Raw genomic sequence first — 15,807 nt, forward strand, 5'->3', positions numbered from 1 at the left:
GCGCTCAGTAGCCCCGTTCGCGGTCGATGGAGTGCGGCGGGCGCCGGCCGGCGCGTATCGCTTCCGCAGTCGCGCGAAACGTCGCGCCGATCGCTTCGACGCTGACTTCGCAGGCGTCGTGCGGGGTGACGACAATGCGCGGATGCCGCCAGAACGGATGCCGCGGCGCCAGCGGCTCGGTCGCGAAGACGTCGAGCGCAGCGCCGGCCAGCTGCCCATCCTCCAGCGCGGCAAGCAGATCGGCTTCGACCAGATGCTCACCGCGGCCGACCTGGATCAAATAGCCGCCGCGATACATCCGGGCGAACGTCTCGCGATTGAGGATGCCCCGGGTCTCCGGCGTCAGCGGCAAGAGGTTCACGAGAACCTCGGCCTGGCCGAGCATGGCATTGAGGCCCGCAGCACCGTCGAAGCCGCGGATACCCTGCGGCGCGGGCTTTGCAGTCCGGCTCCACGCCATGACCGGAAAGCCGAGTTGCGCGAGATCGGTGGCTACCGTGCGGCCAATCTCGCCAAAGCCCAAAATGCCGACCGGCACGTCCTGTGCCCGGCGCAGGGCAAGACGCTGCCAGCGTTCCTCGCGCTGCTGCGCCTGATAGGTCGCAAATCTTCGTTGATGGCCGATGACGTGCCAGGCAACGAAGCCCGACATCATCTGCGCCTGTGCGGGATCGACGACGCGGATCACCTCGACATCGGGGCGCAGGCTGGGACAGGCCAGAATGTTGTCGACGCCGGCGCCGATCGAGCAGACCGCCTGCAGATTGGGGTAGCGATCGAATGCATCGTCCGGCGGGTGCCAGGCCACCGCCAGGCGGATGTCCGTAGCGGGCCCGTTGTGCGGATGATTGACGATTTCGATGCGATCGGCGGCACGGAGGAATTGCGCGCCGAGATATCCGCGGAGATCGAGGCTCTTGCTGACGAGAACACAACGCATCGTTCAAGCAGCCCTGTTCATGCGGCCTTGGACGATGACGTTTGCCCGGGTACGGCGGAAAGCAGCTCTCGGGTGTAGGCGTGCTCGGGGGCAGCGAACAGCAGGGACGCGGATTTGAGTTCGACGATCGCGCCATGCTGCATCACGGCGATGCGGTCGCAGATCTGCGCGGCAACCCGCAGGTCGTGGGTGATGAACAGCATCGACAGGCCGAGGCGGGCCTTCAGATCCTCCAGCAGGTCCAAAACCTGCGCCTGAACGGACACGTCGAGCGCAGAGACCGCTTCGTCGGCGACCAGGATTTCCGGGTCGAGCGCCAGCGCCCGCGCGATGCCGATGCGCTGCCGCTGCCCACCTGAAAATTCATGCGGAAACCGTTCCATCGCGCCCGCATTGAGGCCGACGAGGCTGAGCAACTCACCGGCGCGCTTTCGCGCCGCCGAGGGATCGACGCCATGCGCGATCGGGCCGTCGGTGATGATGCTGCCGACCTTCCGGCGCGGGTTGAGGGAAGCGAACGGATCCTGAAACACCATCTGGATGCGGCGGCGCTGCTCGCGCAGGGTCTTGCCGCCGATCCGGGTGAGATCGACATCGCCGATACGCACGGTACCGGCATCAGGTTCGATCAGGCGCATGACGAGCCGTGCGACGGAAGATTTTCCCGAACCGGATTCTCCGACCAGACCGAGCGTCTCGCCACGAAAGATGTCGAAGCTGACGTTCTTTGCTGCCTGCACGCGGCGTTGGCTGCGGAACCAACCGCCGCCGCTCACATAGGTCTTGCCAAGGCCGACCACTTCCACCGCCTTGCTGCGGTCGAGCAGGGGTGCCCGCTGCGGCGGCTGCAGCGTCGGAACCGCGGCGAGCAGGGCGCGGGTATAGGGATGCTGCGCGCGCAGCAGCACGTCGTCGGCGGTGCCCTGTTCGACCACCTTGCCCTGCTGAAGCACGACCACGCGATCGGCAATCTCGGCGACGACGCCGAAATCGTGGGTGATGAACATGACCGCCATGTTGCGTCGGCGCTGCAGGTCGCGGATCAGTTTTAGGATTTGCGCCTGCGTCGTGACATCGAGCGCCGTGGTCGGTTCGTCCGCCACCAGCACGGCGGGCTCGAGCGCCAGCGCCATCGCGATCATCGCGCGCTGGCGCTGTCCGCCGGACAGTTGATGGGGATAGGCGCGCACCGCGCGTTCGGGATCGGGCAGGCCGACCTCGCGGATCAGGGCGAGGGCCTTCTGCTGCCGCTCCTTCGGCGTCAAGAGATCGTGCGCCTCGAACATCTCGGCGATCTGGTCGCCGATCCGCATCAATGGATTGAGCGCCGTCATCGGCTCCTGGAACACCATGGCGATGCCGCGCCCGCGCAGCGCAAGCCATTCCGCAGCGCCGAGCGACAAGAGGTTCTTTCCGTCGAACAGAATCTCTCCGGATTCGGCCCTCACCGTATCTGGCAGCAGCCCCATCAGCGCGTGGGCGCACATCGACTTGCCGGACCCGGATTCGCCGACCACGCAGAGGATTTTTCCGGCTGATAGTTCGAACGAGACCCCGTCCACGGCGTAAGCGCGGTCACCGCCCGGCGGCAGCGCGAGCTTCAGGTTCTTGACGACGACGGTCATGCTCAGCGTCCCCCTTTGGCCAGGCGAGGGTTGAGCGCGTCGTTGAGGCCTTCGCCGATCAGGTTCAGCGCCAGCACCGAGACCAGAATGGCGATGCCGGGGAATACCGTGATCCACCAGGCCTGACGGATAACGGTGCGGCCGGCGCCGACCATGTAGCCCCACGACATCAGGTTCGGGTCGCCGAGGCCGAGGAAGGAGAGCGAGGATTCCAGCAGGATCGCGGTCGCCACCATCAGCGAGGCAAGCACGATGACAGGAGAAAGCGCATTCGGCAGGATCTCGCGCCAGATGATCCACCAATTGGTCTGTCCCGTCACGACCGCCGCCTGGACATATTCGCGCGTGCGCAACGACAGCACCTCGCCGCGCACCAGCCGTGCCACTGGCGGCCAGCTCACTATGGCGATGGCCGCGACGATCGAGACGATGGACGGCTGCATGATTGCGACGAGGACGATCGCGAGCGCAAAACTAGGCACGGTCTGGAAGAACTCGGTGAAGCGCATCAGGGCATCGTCGACTTTGCCGCCGAAATATCCGGCTGTCGCGCCGAGCGGGATGCCGACGGCGAGCGAAGCCAGTGTCGAGATCAGGCCGACCAGCAGCGAGACGCGCGCGCCGTAGATGATGCCGGCCATGACATCACGGCCGAGCGCGTCGGTGCCGAGTGGAAAGCCTGATAGCGTGAACGGCGGCAGGAATGGCCGCTGCACCATGCGCCACGGCGAGGTCGGAAACAGCAGGGGACCGAACAGGGCGATGATCACCGCGATGGAAAGGATCGCGATACCGATCATGCCGCCGGGATTGCGCAACAGCACGCGCGAGGCCTGTTTCATGATGCGAACTCGATGCGGGGATCGACGGAGCGATAGACCAGGTCCGTGATCAGGTTGAAGGCCAGCACCATCGCCGAGCACACGACGAAGACGCCGAGCAAGAGATTGTAGTCGCGCTGCAGCAGCGCCTCGTACATCAGCCGGCCGATGCCCGGCCATGCGAACACGGTCTCGGTCAGCACCGCGCCGCCCACCAGCGTTCCGGCCTGCAGGCCGGCGAGGGTGACGACCGGCAAAAGCGCGTTGCGCAGCACGTGTCGGCGCTGGATCACCGCATCCGACAGGCCCTTGGCGCGCGCCGTCTTGACGAAGTCGAGCCGGTTGACTTCGAGCATCGAGGCGCGGGTCATGCGGGCGTAGGTGGCCATGAAGAACAGGCCGATGGTGGTGGCCGGCAGGATCAGATGGGCGGCGACGTCGAGCACATGCGCCAGCCCGGTGTAGCCTGCGCCGACCGTCTCGTAGCCAAAACTCGGCAGCCAATCCATCGTGACTGAAAACAGCAGGATCGCCATCAGCGCGACCCAGAACAGCGGCGTGGCATAGAAGATCAGGGCGGCGACCGTGATCGCGGTGTCAGCCCAGGTGCCGGCAAACCGGGCTGCCAATGCGCCGAACAGGATGCCGAAGGCGAGCGAGATTGCGAACGCGGTCCCCGTCAGGAGCAGGGTCGCCGGAAGGCGATCGAGGATCAGTTTCGACACCGGCATCTGCTGGCGAAACGAGAATCCGAGATCGAGGCTGAGAATGCCTTTGACATAGAGAAAGAGTTGCACCGGCAGCGGCTGGTCGAGCCCGAACTTCTCGCGCAGTTGAGCGATGAAGAGCTGGTCGCCCGCGCCGGCTTCGCCGGCCATCACCACCGCCGGATCACCCGGCGCCATGCGGATCAGGAAGAAGTTGAGCACGACGAGCGCGAGAAGGACGATGACGGCCTTCGCGATCCGCTGGGCGATGAAGGAAATCATGAGCTGTCGAGGGCGTTGGAGGTGCGGTATCCGGGCGTCAGACTTGAGGCCTGACGCCCGATGAGTGGGGAATTACTTCTCGATCCAGGCGTCGCGGAAACCGTCGTTCACGCCGATGCCTGTTGTGACCAGGTTTTTGACGCCGCAGCGCGTGATCGTGGGGAATTGCAGTTCGAGCATCCATGCCACCGGCACGTCCTCGACCAGAATCTTCTGCGCCTTGGCGTAGATCTCTTCACGCGCCGCATCGGGGAAGGCCACCGCGCCGTCGGCGAACAGCTTGTCGATCTCGGGATTCGAATAGCCTTCGACGTTGTTGAACGGCGAGCCCTTGGCGATCTGGCTGGAGACATAGTTGCGGCCGACGCCGAGCGCGGGATCGCCGTACTGATAGAGATAGGTGAAGGCGATATCGTAGTCCCATTCTGAGACCTTCTGGTTCCAGCCGGGCACGTCGGTCGCGATCATTTCGACATTGATCCCGACGTCCTGCAGGTTCTGGCGAACCATCTCGGCCCAGCGCTGCCACGTCTCGCCATAGGGCAGGGGCAGCATGCGAACCTTCTCGCCTTTGTAGCCGGCTTCCTTGAGCAGGGCCTTTGCCTTGGCGGGATCGTAATCGTATTTCGGCACCGCGCCCGTGTAGTACTTGATTGCCGAGCCGGACGGACCGGTGGCGACCTTGCCGAGGCCGTTCCAGACCACGTCCTTGGCCATGTTGCGATCGATCGCAAACATCAGCGCCTGGCGGAATTTCTTGTTCGCTGTGGGACCCGAGCGGTTGTTGAGCCAGAGCCAGGAATGCGGGCTGAAGAATTCCCAGCCCGCGCCGGTGACGCAGGTGTTCTTCAACTTACTCAGGCGCGGCACGTCGAAGTTTTCCACCGAGCCGCCCGGCAGCACGTCGACCTTGCCGGTCTCGTAGGCGACTGAGCGCGCGGCGGCGTCCGGAATCACGTGCCAATAGATCTCGTCGATGTTCGGCTTGCCCTTGACGTGGTAGTTCGGATTCTTGACGAGGCGGATGAACGAGCCCTTCTGCCATTCCTTGAACATGAAGGGACCGGTGCCAATGGGCGTGTTGTTGGCTGGGTTGGACTTGAAATCGGTGCCTTCATAGATGTGCTTCGGGATCATCGGCAGCGAGCCGACTTCGAAGATGCCGATGAACGGGCCGAATGGCTGCTTCAGCGTGAAGACGACGGTCGATTCGTCCGGCGCTTCCACCTTGTCGAGCTGAACCAGATTGCCCCGGGCGCGCGCGTGCGTCTGCTTCAGGAATTCGATCGAGAACAGGACGTCGGCTGACGTGAACGGCTTTCCGTCATGCCAAGTCACGCCCTTCACGAGCTTGAACGTGTAGACCTTGCCATCCTCGCTGACCGACCAGCTTTCGGCGAGGCCGGGCAGGGGATCGAGCTTGGGGCTGTAGCGCAGCAGGCCTTCATAGATGTTGCCGGCCACCATCTGGGTCGGACCGTTCTGCACCAGACCGACCATCAGGCTCGGCGGCTCCGGCTGGATCACGGCGTTGACGACTCCGCCTGCTTTCGGCCCCTCGGCCATTGCGGTCGTACTCAGCACGCACATCGTGGCGAGACTTATCAAAATCCTACGCTTGGACATCGCATACCTCGTTTAAAGAAAAAGGGGCTTCGCGCTCTCACATCGTCAAGCGCGTCGTCAGTTCGCAAAATCGGGATCGGTCCGTTCCAGCATCCGCTTGAAGGCGGCCCATTCGCTGTCGGGCACGCCGTTGAGCTCGATCGCATCGTAGAAAGTCGCATACTGGCCGGCCGTCTTGTGGGCCACCGCGTCAGAAAGCTCGATGATCTCGGCGCCGGATGACTGGACGGCGAGCTGGGCGCGGCAGGAGCGCTCCAGGTTATGCATCAGCTTGAACGCTTCGGCGACCGAGCGCCCGCAGGTCAGCATGCCGTGATTGCGCAACACCATCACGAACTTGTCGCCGAGATCGGCGACGAGGCGCGAACGCTCATCCAGATCGAGCGCGATGCCTTCGTAGTCGTGATAGGCGAGGCAGCCGCTGAACTGCAGCGACCATTGATTGAGCGGCAGCAGCCCCCGCTTCTGGCAGGCGACGGCGATGCCCGACACCGTGTGCGTGTGCAGGACGCAGATGGCATCATGCCGCGCGGCATGGATGGCACTGTGAATCGTGAAGCCCGCCGGGTTGATGCCGAGCCCCAGGGGATCGTCGATGACGTTTCCGTCAAGGTCGACTGTCACCAGGTTGGATGCAGTCACTTCCTCGAAACGCAGCCCATAGGGATTGATCAGGAAGCGGTCGTTTCGGCCCGGAAGCCGCACCGAAATGTGGGTGTAGATGCTGTCGTCGAGACCAAGCCGGTGAATCAGCCGGTAGGCCGCGGCGAGGTCGATCCGGATTTGGAGGGTCTGGTCGTCCATCGCCGGCCATGCCTTCGCGGTGGTGTGGGCTGCGCTTGTCATTTCCGCCTTCACTGAGTTTCAACATTTTCAGCTTGCGTGCGGCACAGCATTTGGGCAAGATTAAACTGTCGACAATCGACGATTAAAAAATATGCACGGACTGGCGCGGGTTTAGCCGATGCGGCCTATGTCTCTTCCAGTTGGATTACCGGCGATCGCGGACAGCGATCTGGTCGGCCAGATCGCGCGCATCCTGATGCAGGCCATTGTTCAGGGGCGCCTGCCGCCAGGCTCGAAGGTGGTCGAAGCGGGGATTGCCCGCGAGCTAGGCGTCAGCCGTGCGCCGGTGCGCGAGGCAGCGCGGCTTCTGGAGAAACAGGGCCTCTTGGTCGCGAGCCCGCGGCGCGGCTTCTTTGTCCGCAAACTCGAAATCAGGAACATCGACGAAATCTACGATTTGCGTCTGTGCATCGAACGGCACGCCAGCGTGCTGGCGGCGCGGCGCCTGACGCCGGAGTCGCGCGATATGCTGCGGCGGCAGATCGACGTTCTGCACAGGACCGCAGATCTCGAAGACCCCGCCCGGCAGGTGGAGGAGGACTATCGTTTTCACCGGCTGATCTTCGAAATTGCTGATAACCGCCGCCTGCTGCGGCTGTTCGATGATCTCGCGGCAGAACTGCGCATGGTGATCGGGCTGATCGGCCGCCTCTATGATGACCCGCACGAGATCGCGCGGACGCATGAGCCGCTGTTGGCAGCGATCGAAGCCGGTCATCCCGAGCGCATCACCGCGCATGTCGACTACCATATCGGTCACGCCTGGCGCGAAGTCGGTAAGCTGGTGCGAGAGCTTGCGCCGCCGGCCGGCAATATCGCTGAACCGCCGAGCGGGATTCTCATTCCAACCAACGGAGTAACCGTGTGAAGGCCGTCTACACCGAACTGCATCGCAGCCACGATCCGCAATTCTTTCTGGTGCGCGGCGTGATCAAGCGCACCACCGAGCAGCCCGAACGCGCCGACCGGTTGCTGGCGGGGCTGAAGGCCGGCAAGCACACCCTGGTCGAGCCGACGCTGTTCGGTCAGGGCCCGCGCGCGCGGGTGCACAGCGCGGAATATCTGCGCTTCATGGAGGAGGCCTGGGACGCCTGGGTCGCGCTCGGCGATTCCGGTTCGGAAATGATTCCCAACGTCCACCCCGTTCGCTACGGCGCGACGTATCCAACGCATATCGTCGGCCGCCTCGGCTGGCACGCGGCGGATACGGGCGCTCCGATCGGCAAGGGCACTTACGCTGCCGCCTGCGCCGCCACCGATGTGGCCACGACCGCGGCGCAACTCGTCATGGACGGCGAAGACGCGGTTTATGCGCTGTGCCGGCCGCCGGGTCATCATGCCTATGCCGATATGTCGGGCGGCTTCTGTTTCTTCAACAACAGTGCGGTGGCTGCGGCGCAGCTTCGGCTCACGCATGAGCGCGTCGCAATCCTCGACGTCGACGTGCATCACGGCAACGGCACGCAGGGTATCTTCTATGAACGGCCGGACGTTCTCACTGTGTCGATTCACGCCGATCCCGTCTTCTTTTATCCCTACGTCTGGGGATATGCGCATGAACGCGGCGCGGGCAACGGATTGGGCGCAAATCTCAACATCCCGCTGCCGAAGGGCACCGGAGATGACGACTACATCAAGGCGCTTGGTGACGCCGAGAAAACCATCCGCGCGTTTGCGCCCGGCGCGCTGGTGGTGGCGCTCGGCCTCGATGCTTCCGAGCACGATCCGCTCGCCGGCCTTGCGGTGACCACGGCGGGCTTCCGTCGCATCGGCGCCGCGATCGCGCGGCTCGGCTTGCCGACGGTTTTCGTTCAGGAGGGCGGTTATCTCTCCGATATTCTCGGCGCCAATCTCACCGCGGTGCTCGGCGGCTTCGAAGAAGCCCGCTAGCCCGCGCATCGATGCTCCTGCCACGCCTGCTTGCAGGTGTGGCACGATGTCCTGACGTCCAAATCTCGACATTGGCCAGGGGCCGATCTAGGCTCGGGGCACGATGCAGCGAAGAACGGGCCGAATGTTTGATGCCTTACGGGCTCTGCTGGCTCCGTTCTGGAGCTGTTCCCGGGGGCGGACGGCTGCGCAGCGCGATGCGACCGACCGTTCTGCCTCGCCGCTTTTGATCTACGTCGCCGCCGCTCTTTTCTTGCTGCTGTCGATTCTCGTGATCGATCTGTACCGCGATGAATTGCAAGCGCTCGGCCTTGTCGACGGAGCGGAGCAGGTCAATCCGGTCTTCATGAGCCCGTGAATTGCCGACGCGCGTGCGTCTATTCGATGACGATGCGCGGCGGCGGCCGATGTGCCGCGCCGGTGACAATAGCGGTCCAGATGTCGCGCGCGATGGCAATGTAATGCCTGGCGTGGATGCCGTCGGGCTCTACCGCGACGATCGGGCGGCCCTCGTCTGAGGTCTGGCGGATCTGCATATCCAGCGGGATTTCGCCGAGATAGGGAATGCCGCGGCTTTCGGCTTCCGTCCGCGCGCCGCCGTGACCGAAGATCGGCGTGACGTGGTTGCAGGTCGGGCAGCAGAAGCTCGACATGTTTTCGATCACGCCCAGAATCGGGATGCTCACCTTCTGAAACATCGCGATGCCGCGCCGCGCGTCGATCAGGGCGAGGTCCTGCGGCGTCGAGACGATGACGGCGCCGGCGAGCGGCGCCTGTTGCGCCATGGTGAGTTGCGCATCGCCGGTGCCCGGCGGCAGGTCGACGACGAGAATGTCGAGATCGTTCCATGCGACTTCGCGCAGCAACTGCGTAATGGCCGAGATCACCATCGGCCCGCGCCAGATCATGGCGTTGTCTTCCTCGACCAGAAAGCCGATCGACATCACCTTGACGCCGAATCGCTCCAATGGCTCCAGCATGCGCGGCCCGAGCTGGCGCGGTTTGCCGCGCAGTCCGAACAGTTTTTGTTGCGACGGACCGTAGATATCGGCGTCGAGAATGCCGGTCTTCAGTCCGAGCGCGGCAAAGCCGAGCGCGAGGTTGCAGGAGGTGGTGGACTTGCCGACGCCGCCCTTGCCGGAGGCAACCGCGATGACATGCTTGACGCCGGGAATGCCTGCCGCTTTCGACGTCGCGCGGGCCTTCAGATCTGGCGGGGTGGCGGGCACTGGCTGCTCACGATCCAAGCGGATCGTCCTTCTTTGCTTCGCGCGCGCGCAAATAATCTTCGGTCGACATGACAGGCGGGCGCTGCGGCACCGCATGCGGGTCGAAGCTTTCGTTCACCACGGCTTCGACGCGGCAATCCGCGCACATCTTGATGACGTCGAGACGTTTCGCATTGGCGCCCTGGAACATCCAGTGCCGCTCGCCGCCGAGTTTGGCCAGCACGCGATCGATCGAGCTCTTGGTGCCAAAGGGCTTGCCGCACGCGATGCAGTTGAACGGCTCTTCCTCCTTCAGCACGCGCTGCGGCGTATTCCAGGCCTGGAAGTCCAGACGCGGCTCGATGCTGATGACTTTCTCGGGGCAGGTGGATTGGCACAGCCCGCACTGCACGCACAGGCTTTCAGTGAAGCGCAGCATCGCGCGATCGGGATTGTCCGATAGCGCACCGGTCGGGCAGGCGGTGACGCAGGCGTGGCACAGCGTGCAGCCGTCTACATTCAGGTTCACGGTGCCGAACGGCGCGCCGGGCGCCAGCGGCACGACGTCGACCGGCGTGGGAGCTGCGAGGTGAAGCTCGCGAAACGTCGTCTCCAGCACGCCGCGCTTCGCGCCTCGCGGCATGAAGCCGGCCGGCCTTTGCGTGGCGATCCCGCGAGGGGCGCTATCCAGCGCGGCGCGCAGTTGGTCCGGATCGTCGGTCTCGATGATCCGGACCAGGCCGGTGCCGAAGCCGAGCGCCGAGATGATGGTGTCCGATGTTTCGGCCGCACGGCGAAGGGCTGTAATATCGTGGCGCGGCTTGGCGCGCGTCAGCAGCGCGGCGCCGCAGCCGCCATAGGCGAACACGGAAGCAATGATCTCCGGCCCGATCTGCGTCACCTCGTTGACACGCAGCGGCAGGACGTTGGCCGGCAAGCCGTCGCCGAACCGCGCCAGCGCATCGATGATGTCCTCGCCGTGCTCGCCGTCGTGAAACAACACCACCGCATCGCTGCCGCCGGCCTTGCGATAGGTCTGCAGCAGCGTCCGCAGCCGCCGCATCAGGGCGTCCGCGCTCGGCAATGCGTAGGACGCAGCACCCGTTGGGCACACGGAAGCGCAGGAGCCGCAACCGGCGCAGACATTGGCGTCGATCGCAACCGCGTTGCCGTTCGGTGTGATCGCGCCGGTCGGACACAAATCGAGGCAGCGCGTGCATCCGGTGATGGACGAGCGCGAATGCGCGCAGAGCGACGGTTCGAAATTGACAAAGCGCGGTTTATCGAAAGTGCCGACCATGTTACCGGCATCCGCGATCGCGCGTTCGACGGCGGCCTTGTCGCGCGGATCGGCGCGCAAATAACCGGGGCGCAATTCATGCGCGGGAAACAGCGGCGTTCCGCCCGAGAGATCGAGGATCAGATCGCAGGTCGACGTCGCGCCATCGCGCGAAGGCCCGAACACGAGCTTTGCGCGCGAGGACGGGGACGGCAGCGCGTAATCGTCGATCGCAAGCTCGAATTGCCCGAGATGGCCGCGGGCGTTGCGGATCGTGCCCTTGAGCACGGGAAATTCGTTCGCGCGCCGTGGGGTCACGTCGCCGGGTTTGGTCAGAAGCACAGTGATGTCGAGCCGGTCGGCGAGACGTTGGGCTGCCTCGATTGCGATTTCATCCCGGCCATAGATCAGCGCAACGCCGCTGCTCTCAAGCGTTACCAGCTGTAGCGGCGGCATCTCTTCGCTTGCCGCCGCGATCAGCGCGGCGGCTTTCGGACCGGCGGAAGCGGCATCCTTCGACCAGCCGCCGGTCTCGCGGATGTTGACGAAGGTGAGCTCGGCTTGCGGCGAATTTTCCGCGACTTCCCGAAACAATGGCGCTTCCTGGGTGCAGGCAACCGTGATCGGCGTGCCTGCGGCGAGCGCCTCCTTGAAGCGGTCGAGATCGAGGCCGCAAAGCTGGTTCGCCTGCGTGATCTTGGCCGTGCAGCCACGGCCGATCGCTTCCGCATCGAGCGGCATGGTCTTCTCGCAACTGCAAATCAGGAGACGAGACGTCGCCGCACTCATTTTGAACTACCTTGAACCTTTGCTCCAAGCGAGGCGGTTGCTTCACCCCGTGGTTCTGCGGTAACCGCTCGGGCGGATATCTGCAAGATAGATATAAGGCCGCTCGCGCTGCCAGCTAGTGCGGGATAGCATACACAAGCGGCCTGAAGCCATGAGGGAATAGTTCTTCGTGATCGCTCGTCTCGGGGATACGGAACAGACGCTCGATCTGCCGCCCGGTTATACTTTGGTCGCGTTGCGCGAGCTCGGCGACGCCTTTGCCCATGCGCGCGAGATCGCGGCGGAGGCGGGAGCCGGGACGCTGGTATGGGTGCGCCGCTACGATCTGGTCGAGTTCGCGGTGGTGCTTGAGCCGGACGAGCCGCTCAGCTCGGCGCGCCGGGCGTTCTTTGCCGGCATGAATGCGCTGGCGGATGCGATCGCCGCCCATTGTCCGCCGGAACGCGAGGTCGCGTTCGATTGGCCCGACGCTATCAGGTTCGACGCCGGGTTGCTCGGCGGCGGACGACTGGCCTGGCCTTCGGATTGCGCCGAAGACGAGGTGCCGGGCTGGCTCGTGTTCGGCGTGATCCTGCGCGCGGCCGCCATGGCGCATATCCCGGAGGTGCAGGCCGCCTCCGGCGTGTCCCTGCTGAGCGAAGGTTTCGAGATGGTAGAGACCGATGCGATCATCGAAAGCTTCAGCCGCCATTTGATGACCGCGTTCGACCGCTGGAAAGAGCGCGGCTTCGAGGCGATCGCGCGGGACTATCTGGAGCGGCTTCCCAAGAACAAAGCCGGTGAGCGCCGCGGCATCGACGTCAATGGCGATCTTCTGGTGAGGCCGCCTGCCGGCAGCGCAGCGCCGGAGCGGAGCAGCCTCGTGGATGCGCTGGCGAGGGCCAGTTGGTATGATCCGCAGGCGCGGGGTCCGAAATTCGAATGAGGCGGACATGTTGAAGTTTCCGCGAACCATCAGGCTGGACCCGTCCGATACCTTTGTTTTCGAGCGAGCGGCGGAACCCGGCGAATGGGCGGTTTCCGGCGCGTTCATATACTGGAACCGGGATCCGGCGACGCTTGGCCAGAAGCAGCGCGTGGCGCTCCGTTCGGGCTTTCTTGGGATCGACAGTCTCGGATGGTCGACCCTTGCCGTCGTCACCGAAGCAACCGAAGCGGAACGGCAGGCGATGATCGAGCGGCTCGCCGGGCATTTGATGGATAAATTCGGCGCGCCTGATGCGCATGCCGCGCGTCTTGCGGCCGAGGAGGAGATCGCGTTCGCAGGCTCGCTCTGCGATCATCCGCCGCAGACCCTGCTGGCCGTGCAGCGCAGCGTCGAGAATGGCGAAATCCGCGAACGCTTTCGGACGCTGAAGCCGCGCTTAGGTGCCGCAGATGCCGACCGGTTGCACGCCCATGCCAGCGCCTTTACCTTCCATGAAGTCGAAGGCGATGATGAACCTGCTGATGAGGTCGATCTTCGCGGACTAATCAGAACCGACGGCAAGACGACGGATCGTACATGAGAGAATTCTGGGTCGCCTCGGGCCATCACCTCACGCGCCGCGCCGATCATGGCGGGCTGGTGGCGACGCCCGAGCTTATCATGGCCTATCTGGCGCGGCCTGAATTGCTGCCCCCGGCCGACGCCTGCGAGGCCGAGCTACACCTGCATGAGAGCCTGATGGCCGATCCGCTGCGCCCGGTGTCAGGCGCCGATATCGCCGCGCTCGCCGACGCGGATGCGCGCGAAAACTGGGCCTTCATGGTGAATTTCCGCGACCGGCTGATGGCTGCGCCGTCGCTGGAGGCGGTTTATGTCGCACTGGCCCGCAAGGGGGCCGGCGATCTGCCGCCGATCTTCCTGTCGCAATTGTGCCACCTGATCCTGCGCAACGCGCTCGAAGGCTGCGACGATCCTTATATCTTGCGGGCGGCCGAACTGTTCTATCGCAGCCAGCTCGCGGCCATTCACGAAGGCACGTTGCTGCTGGCCGATGCCGAGGTGATCGAGGCCGAGCAGCATGCCCAGCACGACCTGCATTCATCGCCGCTGACGGCCATGCTGCAGCAGCCGAAGTCCTTTGGCGAGATGGATGTCATGGACGACGAAAACGCCTGGACCTATTGGTCGCGGTCGGATGCGCATGCGATGGTCATGAATCTTGGCGGCAACAAGAAAGCGCGCGCCGGGCTGTGCCGGGTCATCGAGCGCTGGATTGCTCATTTGCTGGGTATTACCGTCAACGTCGAAACAATTGCCTCGATCGAGGATCGCGACTGGCGCTGGTTCATCGGCCTCGACAGCGAGGCGACGCGGATCGGCAATGCGCTGTGGCGCGGCGAGCGGCTGGAGGGCGGCGTCGCCGAGCGCATCGTGGCCTTGATGCGGCTGACATTCGAAGATGCGCGGCTGGTGGATGAGCGGGTCGGCAACAAGCCCGTCTATCTCATCCTCGCCATGGGCGCGGACAAGGTGGTGCGGCTAAAGCCGCAAAATCTGGTTGCGGGTCTGCCGCTTGCGGCGACTGCGAACGCCACATGATCCACCGAAGGGAGGGTCTGGTATGACCGAAGCATCCCGGCAGGTCGGCGTGGTGGTGCGACGCCGTTCGATCGACAATCCCTGGATCGACCAGTTGTGGTCGCCGGCGATGATTCTGGATGAGGTGCCAGCGACCGCGCCATGGACCGCGCTGTCCACCGAGGCCGATGCGACGACATATTATGCGGGGGCGGCCAGCATCGATCTCTTCAGTGCGGAGACGGCGAATTATCGCGATAACCTCGCCGACGGCGCGCCGCGCATCTGGGTCGCGTTGCGCCGCCAGGACGGCGGCGCTGAACTCGAATTGACGAAAGTCACCGCCGACCCGACTGAAGGGGAGGCGATGTTCGAAAGCGGCTGCGACGTGATCGGCACAGTGCCGATGCCGTCGGAAATCGCCGCATGGATTGCTGCGTTCGTCGATGAATTTCATGTCGAACGCGTGTTCCACAAGCGCAAGCGGGATCGCGCCAGCGGCGATCGGCCGCGTGTGCCCGGCGGCGGGCCGGATGAGAGGACGGGTCGCAAATGAGTGGTCCGGATGAGGCCGATCGGGACAAGGGCTTTCTGGCGCGATGGTCGCAGCGCAAGCAGGAGGCAAAACAGGCCGAGCCGAAGCCGGACCCGCCGGCTGCGCAAGCCGTCGAAACGTCAGATCCGCCGGCGGCGCAACCCGAGGAGCCCGAGTTTGATCTCTCGTCCCTGCCAAAGCTCGAGGAGCTGACGGAAACCACCGATATCACCTCCTTTCTTCGCAAGGGCGTTCCCGAACAGTTGCGGAATGCGGCCTTACGAAAATCCTGGGCGCTCGATCCAGCGATTCGCAATTATGTCAGCCCCGCACTCGACTATGCCTATGACTGGAATGCGCCGGGTGGGGTACCCGGCGGCGGCGAGCTCGGTCCGGGCGTCGATGTGGCGCGTCTGGTCGCGCAGATCATGGGCGGCCCTGCGGCCGAAGCGACAAGTTCCGGTGCAAGTTCCAAAGATGAGGCGGCTGGCTCTCCGGCAGAGCTGACCGAGCGGGAACCGCCGACAGAACCGCAAGAAGATCTCCCGGCGCCGTCGCTCAGACGGTCCGGGGAACCGACGGCGGAGATGGAAGCCGTTTCGGCCAATAATGATGCCAGCAAACCCGCGCTGGCCGAAGAGACCCAGCCGGTGCAACCTGTTGCGCCGCAGCAACCAGTGCGACGTCATGGCACCGCGAAACCGATTGTTTAGACAAAAGTTTTTGCGGACATAGCCCAAGCCTATGTTAGAG

15 protein-coding genes and 1 pseudogene are annotated in these 15,807 nt (G+C 64.3%); 8 read left to right on the forward strand and 8 right to left on the reverse strand.

Annotation, left to right across the window (positions count from 1 at the left end):
• Positions 1 to 4: 4 nt before the first annotated feature.
• The 6 genes from ACH79_RS23685 to ACH79_RS23710 all read right to left on the reverse strand — a co-directional run bounded on the left by ACH79_RS23685 (position 5) and on the right by ACH79_RS23710 (position 6,805).
• Positions 5 to 940: a glyoxylate/hydroxypyruvate reductase A gene (locus tag ACH79_RS23685; RefSeq protein WP_161853166.1), complete on the reverse strand. Its 936-nt coding sequence runs from the start codon at positions 938 to 940 to the stop codon at positions 5 to 7.
• A 17-nt stretch (positions 941 to 957) separates the two neighbouring features.
• Positions 958 to 2,565: an ABC transporter ATP-binding protein gene (locus ACH79_RS23690; protein WP_161853167.1), complete on the reverse strand. Its 1,608-nt coding sequence runs from the start codon at positions 2,563 to 2,565 to the stop codon at positions 958 to 960.
• Positions 2,566 to 2,567: 2 nt separating this feature from the next.
• A complete protein-coding gene (locus ACH79_RS23695) occupies positions 2,568 to 3,407 on the reverse strand; it encodes an ABC transporter permease (protein ID WP_161853168.1) in 840 nt (279 codons plus the stop codon).
• The gene (locus tag ACH79_RS23700; protein ID WP_161853169.1) at positions 3,404 to 4,375 is read right to left on the reverse strand and encodes an ABC transporter permease; all 972 of its coding nucleotides are present in this window, start codon (positions 4,373 to 4,375) and stop codon (positions 3,404 to 3,406) included. The genes ACH79_RS23695 and ACH79_RS23700 overlap by 4 nt, the downstream gene beginning before the upstream one ends.
• Before the next feature lie 72 nt (positions 4,376 to 4,447).
• Entirely contained in the window at positions 4,448 to 5,965 is a 1,518-nt protein-coding gene (locus ACH79_RS23705; protein WP_371419469.1) for an ABC transporter substrate-binding protein, read from the reverse strand.
• Between the two features lie 93 nt (positions 5,966 to 6,058).
• A complete protein-coding gene (locus ACH79_RS23710; RefSeq protein ID WP_246738706.1) occupies positions 6,059 to 6,805 on the reverse strand; it encodes a class II aldolase/adducin family protein in 747 nt (248 codons plus the stop codon).
• A 169-nt stretch (positions 6,806 to 6,974) separates the two neighbouring features.
• Here ACH79_RS23710 and ACH79_RS23715 point away from each other — a divergent pair, with 169 nt between their 5' ends.
• The 3 genes from ACH79_RS23715 to ACH79_RS23725 all read left to right on the forward strand — a co-directional run bounded on the left by ACH79_RS23715 (position 6,975) and on the right by ACH79_RS23725 (position 9,095).
• Positions 6,975 to 7,715: a GntR family transcriptional regulator gene (locus ACH79_RS23715; protein ID WP_246738082.1), complete on the forward strand. Its 741-nt coding sequence runs from the start codon at positions 6,975 to 6,977 to the stop codon at positions 7,713 to 7,715.
• The gene (locus ACH79_RS23720; RefSeq protein ID WP_161853173.1) at positions 7,712 to 8,737 is read left to right on the forward strand and encodes a histone deacetylase family protein; all 1,026 of its coding nucleotides are present in this window, start codon (positions 7,712 to 7,714) and stop codon (positions 8,735 to 8,737) included. Before ACH79_RS23715 ends, ACH79_RS23720 begins: the two co-directional genes overlap by 4 nt.
• A gap of 124 nt (positions 8,738 to 8,861) precedes the next feature.
• A complete protein-coding gene (locus ACH79_RS23725) occupies positions 8,862 to 9,095 on the forward strand; it encodes a hypothetical protein (protein WP_161853174.1) in 234 nt (77 codons plus the stop codon).
• Between the two features lie 19 nt (positions 9,096 to 9,114).
• On the opposite strand, the pseudogene ACH79_RS23730 reads toward ACH79_RS23725, so the two are convergent.
• Together ACH79_RS23730 and ACH79_RS23735 are read right to left on the reverse strand one after the other, a co-directional pair.
• Positions 9,115 to 10,032 (reverse strand): annotated as a pseudogene (locus ACH79_RS23730) (Mrp/NBP35 family ATP-binding protein); the annotation flags it as partial.
• The gene (locus ACH79_RS23735) at positions 9,974 to 11,965 is read right to left on the reverse strand and encodes a 4Fe-4S binding protein (RefSeq protein WP_246738083.1); all 1,992 of its coding nucleotides are present in this window, start codon (positions 11,963 to 11,965) and stop codon (positions 9,974 to 9,976) included. The pseudogene ACH79_RS23730 and the gene ACH79_RS23735, both read right to left, overlap by 59 nt.
• Before the next feature lie 217 nt (positions 11,966 to 12,182).
• Between ACH79_RS23735 and ACH79_RS23740 the strand changes: the two genes are divergently transcribed.
• From ACH79_RS23740 to ACH79_RS23760, 5 genes are read left to right on the forward strand one after another with little or no spacing between them, the layout of a single operon-like run.
• On the forward strand, positions 12,183 to 12,938 hold the full coding sequence (locus tag ACH79_RS23740) for a biotin/lipoate--protein ligase family protein (RefSeq protein ID WP_246738084.1): 756 nt from the start codon (positions 12,183 to 12,185) through the stop codon (positions 12,936 to 12,938).
• A 7-nt stretch (positions 12,939 to 12,945) separates the two neighbouring features.
• Positions 12,946 to 13,521: a DUF6505 family protein gene (locus ACH79_RS23745; RefSeq protein WP_161853177.1), complete on the forward strand. Its 576-nt coding sequence runs from the start codon at positions 12,946 to 12,948 to the stop codon at positions 13,519 to 13,521.
• Complete coding sequence (locus ACH79_RS23750; RefSeq protein WP_161853178.1) at positions 13,518 to 14,540, forward strand: DUF6352 family protein; 1,023 nt, start codon at positions 13,518 to 13,520, stop codon at positions 14,538 to 14,540. The genes ACH79_RS23745 and ACH79_RS23750 overlap by 4 nt, the downstream gene beginning before the upstream one ends.
• 22 nt (positions 14,541 to 14,562) lie before the next feature.
• Positions 14,563 to 15,075: a DUF3305 domain-containing protein gene (locus tag ACH79_RS23755; RefSeq protein ID WP_161853179.1), complete on the forward strand. Its 513-nt coding sequence runs from the start codon at positions 14,563 to 14,565 to the stop codon at positions 15,073 to 15,075.
• Positions 15,072 to 15,767, forward strand: a complete 696-nt coding sequence (locus ACH79_RS23760) for a DUF3306 domain-containing protein (RefSeq protein ID WP_161853180.1) — start codon at positions 15,072 to 15,074, stop codon at positions 15,765 to 15,767. Before ACH79_RS23755 ends, ACH79_RS23760 begins: the two co-directional genes overlap by 4 nt.
• Positions 15,768 to 15,807 lie beyond the last annotated feature (40 nt).

This window comes from Bradyrhizobium sp. CCBAU 051011 (assembly GCF_009930815.1).
Lineage (GTDB): Bacteria > Pseudomonadota > Alphaproteobacteria > Rhizobiales > Xanthobacteraceae > Bradyrhizobium.